General features: G+C 57.6%; 2 protein-coding genes and 1 pseudogene. 1 reads left to right on the top strand and 2 read right to left on the bottom strand.

Annotated elements, in window-relative coordinates; translation table 11 throughout:
• Positions 1–203 (bottom strand): annotated as a pseudogene (locus F759_RS39830) (IS256 family transposase); the annotation flags it as partial.
• 499 nt (positions 204–702) lie between these two features.
• Entirely contained in the window at positions 703–2,871 is a 2,169-nt protein-coding gene (locus F759_RS0135155; RefSeq protein ID WP_027803880.1) for a hybrid sensor histidine kinase/response regulator, read from the bottom strand.
• A 594-nt stretch (positions 2,872–3,465) separates the two neighbouring features.
• Here F759_RS0135155 and F759_RS39825 point away from each other — a divergent pair.
• On the top strand, positions 3,466–3,789 hold the full coding sequence (locus tag F759_RS39825; RefSeq protein ID WP_152530805.1) for a chemotaxis protein CheB: 324 nt from the start codon (positions 3,466–3,468) through the stop codon (positions 3,787–3,789).
• Positions 3,790–4,619: the final 830 nt, after the last annotated feature.

Raw genomic sequence — 4,619 nt, 5'->3', positions numbered from 1 at the left:
CTCTCCAGGTGATGCGTCAGCTCCGCGGCCAACATGCGCTCAGCCAGTTGCTTCTTCAGTCGCCCGGCCAGGCCCGATTCCCCGAGAACCGACTCGGCGTTCCTGTTCTGCACCTGCGCCAGCAGTTGATCGATCAGCTCATCGGGGAACAGCTTCGGCGCCTTCGGGTTCTTGCTCTTCCTGGTCACTGTTGTTTCGGTCATTGGACGTTATTTCCGTTATCGTCTCATGACCTCGACACACTAAAAATCTGACAGGCTCCTTTTCGTTCGAAATTTCTGGAACGCCCTGCTCGGCGATGCGTGCGCGTCGAAGTCGGAAGAACGCGAGAACCCCGAGAGCATCCAGTCTCTGTTCTTCCGACGCGCCTGACACTAGCAGCTGTGCCGCTGCAATCAACCGATTGATTGCACCTCCATATTCCGCTTGGTTCATGGCATTTCTCCATGCTGGTCAGAATATAGGTTCGCCCACTGAGACCGCGTACTGCAGTAAAGCCCACGGGGCAGCGAGGATTGGCGCAAGCGTGTTACCTACCCGGCTCGGTGCTTGGTCACTCCACCGGAATCGCGTTGCAGCGGTCCAGCTCGCCCGACGCCTTCACCGCACGGCGGGGGGGCGGTTCGCTGTTACGAAACTAGGTAAAGCCCAAATCAGCGCGCCGTCGCGTGCGCTTTGTTATCGTCAACGTGGATTCGCTGGCTAGGGCCGGGCGAACGTGGCGGTATCGCTCAGTAGCAGGCTCAGTTCGTCGATATTGAAGGGTTTTGCCAAAACGGTCACGCCGGCGAGCTTCGCGCGCTCAAGGTCATCCGCATAGCCGGTCATTAACGCAAACTTCTGCGCCGGCCACCTGCTCCGCACCTGTTCTGCAAAGTCGATACCGCTCATCTTTCCGGGCAGATGCACGTCCGAAAGTATGAATTCAAACGCGGCGCCCCCGATGAGCACCTCGAGCGCTTCGTCGGCCCTCATGGCGTGTCGTACCGTGCACCCGAGCACCTCCAGAACGGCGCAGATTCCGGCGGCCACCTCGAGGTTGTCTTCTACGACGAACACATGTTGGGGCTTAGGCGCTGCCGCAGCAACTGGTCCCCCCAACGCCGGTTCTACAAGACTTTCTGTCCCCTGATAGCGAGGAAAGAAGAGTCTGAGAGTCGTTCCTTTAGCGGACTCGCTCTCTATCATCGCAGTCCCACCGGACTGTTCGCACGTGGCCAATACCTGTGCAAGCCCAAGACCGGTTCCAGCGCCAAGTGCTTTCGTCGTAAACAGCGGTTCGAACGCGTGCTCCTTCACGGCTGGAGGCATCCCATGCCCGTCATCGGACAGCGCTATTGACACGTATTCTCCGGCCTGTAGTCCATGTCGAGATTCTGCTATTCGGACGTTGGCGCATCGGACAGAGAAGTGGCCCCCGTCGGGCATGGCATCTCTGGCGTTCACGGCGATGTTTAAAATTGCCGACTCCAACTCGGTGACGTCCACCTTAACCAGCCATGTATCCGGCGCGACGTCCAGGGTGAAATCGATTTTTTCTGTGAGCGCTGTGCCTATGATGCTACAGGCACTCGCAAGCCACGCGGGCAAGTCAACGACTTCATGCTTCAGAGGCTGTTTGCGGGCGACGCTCATCAGTCTGCGGGCCAGTTCTTGCGCTCCGACTGTGGCTCGCTTGACCGCGGTGACTTGTCTCTCAACGTTCGTATAGTTTTTGCGAGTCGCCAGCTCCATATTCGCGGCCACGACCATCAGCAGATTGTTGAAGTCGTGAGCAACTCGTGCGACCAGGTTTCCCAGCGCGCCCATGCGCCGAAGCTGACGGCTCGACGCTTCGGCGGACGCACGCCGGACCCACTCGTTTTTCCAGTGATTCCATGCCGCTTCTTCAGCTCGCAGCTGACGAAGCGAGAAAAAAATAAGTGCCCAGAGTCCAATACACGGCGCAAGCGTGAGCATAGCGACGACGGTGAAATGTTTGCGCCATTGGTCAAGTATTGCTGTCGTAGCGTAACCGCTGGCAACATACAGTGGATACCGTCCCACGCGTCGAAACGACAGAATTCTCTCAATGCCGTCTACGGTAGAAATCATATTGACCCGCCCCACTTGCACCGCGCTCGCAAGCGCGGTCGTAAAGGGGGTATCCGGCGCCGGACTGCTCAGGGCTTGCACGTCCGGAAGTCTGGCCAGAATAGTCCCGTCCTGGCGGTAAAGTCCGACGAGCAGCGCAGGGTTGGTGTTGGTCAGGTCCGCGTAGAATTCGCTGAAGTACTGCCGCTTAAGCGCGATGGATACCACGCCCAGGAAGTCGCCGTCGCTAGCGATGCGGGCCATATTTGTCGTGAAAATGTCCGACTGCATGACCGTGCCGGATAGCGGCCGGGAGAAGTAGGGAGCCGGTGCGGATGCTAGTGCTGCTCGAAAGTCTTCGCGTCCAGCGATTGAAATTGGTGGTGCCGGAAAGAAACGGCTGCTTGCCAGCAAGTCGCCGTTGGTACCGAACACAGAGATGGCAGCAAGCTGCGGATAGTCCGCTGCAATCGTGTTGAGCCTGCTATGTACACGGTCCTCATGCCTGTTGACTTCCGCATCATCGTCATTATCCAGAAGCTCGACAATGCGCGTTCCGATTTCGTGGTTCATGTCGGCAACCTTCAGCGCGTGCTCCTGGGCAACCCTGGTCATGCGGTCCACGATGTCGCTCGCGTCGACGATACGCCGCTGATAGTCGAAGTAGCCGTAACCCGCGACACAACCAAGAGGAACAAAGACCGACAAAACCAGCACGACGGCGAGCACGCGCCGCGTCAGCTCGAAATTGCGCGACGGCAAGGGTACATCGGGTTCACTGTTTTGGTCGGCCGCCAAGGCGAGAGGCTCCCGCAAGTCGTTTATGCTGCGCGCGACCATGGTACTGCGGGAAGCCGTCACCCGGGCGTTTGTGGTTTAGTGAACCGTTTCACACATTGGACCTTCACATCCTGCGCGTTTTCCCTTCAGCACCCTGTGCCGGCAGAGTTGGCGATTTGCCTCGACCACAACACTGCGGCAAGGCTGTCGCTCTCGACCTTCCGTGCCCACAAACATTCGAGGACTGCGACATCAACCACGAATCCTGTGAAGCCATGGATTTTCGCGACTCGAAGGCTCTCGGAACCGTCGTCGACACGACGACCTGTCTCCGTGGTTCTCGGCCCAAATTTATGGCCATCGACGGTAGCAACGCGTTGCTGAACATTCGGAGCTGGAAATTTTCGTCGCTTCGCCGTCGTCCTAACGTTCTAAAAAGCCGGGCGGCGAGAGCGCAGTTGCGAGGCTGCATCAATCGCTATGTCATAACGCCAGTGCGATTGGAGCAGTTTCGCTGCGCGGTTGTCACTTGGGCTCGTCGGGGCTATTGAACTGCCACTCCAGTCCGGCGATGTCCGACAGAACAGGTGGCAGCAGCTTTGCCTGGGAGGCATGATGCATTCTTCAACGACCGACTGGTTCGTTGCAATAGGAGCCCCAGGTCCGCAAGGGCTCGTCGATATAGCGAACCTTCTTTCTTCCTTTCCCGCTGACTGCCCGGCAGTATTCATGGTAGTGCTGCATCGGCCGAGTGACGCACAAAGTAAACTGGCGCATCTCCTCCAGCGTCACTGCGCTATGCCAGTGACCATCGCCAAGCAAGCCCAAATTCTGGAACGGTCCGTCTGCTACATCGGCGAGCCGGCGGACCACCTGATGCTGATGTCTCAGTGTCGCGCAGACATGGTTGAAGGACTGGACAACGCCTATCGCTGACACTGCAGCTCCAGCCCATCCATTCCTAGCAACTGGAAGTCTACGATGAAACAACTTGGCGGGGCCGAAGTTGCCGACGACAGCATGTCCAGAACGCCTCGCCACTGTTGAAGATCTCTGCCTCTATCCCGACAGAGTGCAGCTAGCGTTTAGAGCGTGGCAAACCGCGTCGTCATCGTCGACCATTGCGACAATTTGAAGAGGGGCGGCCATTGAATGTCCTCATATGCACTGAAAATCGGTTGTAGTAACAGCGTAACTGTCGAGTGATTGACGCGCCGTAGGCCTATGGGCTAAAGACAACCCCCAGCCGTGGTTGTTGCGAAAGCTGACGGCACCACGCGCCGGCGACGGCGCATCATGACGCCGGCCTACAAGGATTCGTTTTTGCTCTCAATTTTGGCGCGTGCGGAAACCGGACGGAGGGCATGCTTAGCCCCACCAGATGGTCGGCTTCATGCCATGGGATGGGAGAACGTTGATTTCAAATCCTTGCGCCAAATATCAGCGCGACGTACCGGCATCAAATACACCCGCATCTATGCATCTATAACAGCCGGCAAAGCCGAAACTTTGATGGAACTTTGGATTCAACCCTGTGCCCGGTGCGCCGACCTTTACGGAAAATCGGCCGCTGAGCCTCCGCATTCGGACCTTACTTTGAACAGCGTCGATGCCGTTAAGGACGCGCATGCGGAAGAGCATTACACATGCGAACGTTGTCGCGCAGTGTTTGCGCGAGTCCTTAGAGGACCGCCAACGCTTCGAATTTGGATGCTACTGAATGCGGGCCAACACTAGCTGTCGACGACGCTTTATCTGCAACAAAG

The organism is Paraburkholderia dilworthii, assembly GCF_000472525.1.
GTDB classification, from domain to species: domain Bacteria; phylum Pseudomonadota; class Gammaproteobacteria; order Burkholderiales; family Burkholderiaceae; genus Paraburkholderia; species Paraburkholderia dilworthii.
Note: the sequence above shows the minus strand (reverse complement) of the source record. Positions and strands in the feature narration are given on the sequence as shown.

Excerpts from the sequence above, each read along its gene's own strand:
- F759_RS39825 (WP_152530805.1), top strand. The coding sequence starts at position 3,466 with ATGATGCATTCTTCAACGACCGACTGGTTCGTTGCAATAGGAGCCCCA.